The organism is Oleiphilus sp. HI0043, assembly GCF_001634935.1.
This window is the reverse complement of record NZ_LWEY01000858.1, coordinates 1-517: the sequence shown is the minus strand read 5'-3', so window position 1 is coordinate 517 and position 517 is coordinate 1. Positions and strand designations below refer to the sequence as shown.

The 517-nt window shown below is 45.3% G+C and carries 2 protein-coding genes; both read left to right on the top strand.

The genetic code is table 11. The annotated features are described in order from the left end of the window. The coding region (locus A3729_RS09675) for a transposase (RefSeq protein WP_197475744.1) at positions 1-313 on the top strand (313 nt) is incomplete at its 5' end. 11 nt (positions 314-324) lie between these two features. Further along, the coding region (locus A3729_RS33885; RefSeq protein WP_231877398.1) for a hypothetical protein at positions 325-517 on the top strand (193 nt) is incomplete at its 3' end.

Genomic DNA, 517 nt, shown 5'->3' with positions numbered 1-517 from the left:
CAGCCTGCAAACCCAATGCACCAAAACAGCCACTCCCCGAACAATTCGTCGTTGGGAGCATGCTAGTCGCATTGAAAAGATGACCGAGCTTCTGGAGTCCAAACCTGACAGCATGGTGATCAGACAACAAACCGTCGAACACCCATTCGGTACAATTAAATTATGGATGGGCGCAACACAGCTACTCACCAGAAGATTTAAGGGGGTCAGCATTGAAATGGACTTGCATGTCCTGGCCTACAATCTTAGACGAATGATCACAATTTTTGGTGTCAGCGGCTTAATCAAAGCTTTGATGACCAATGCATCCTAGGCTTAATCTGATTGCAGCTTCCTGTTGAGGCGCTATTTGGCTTGTATGAGCGGACTATTCTAAAAAGGCTGGTAATCACAAAAATCAAACATCGGCGCCAGATACATGACTGTAGCCCTGTGCTGTTTGTTGTGAACGAAATAAAGCTAGATCTATTTGAAATACGAGTTTTCACACAGCCTGTGCTCAAAGCCAGCATTCCAT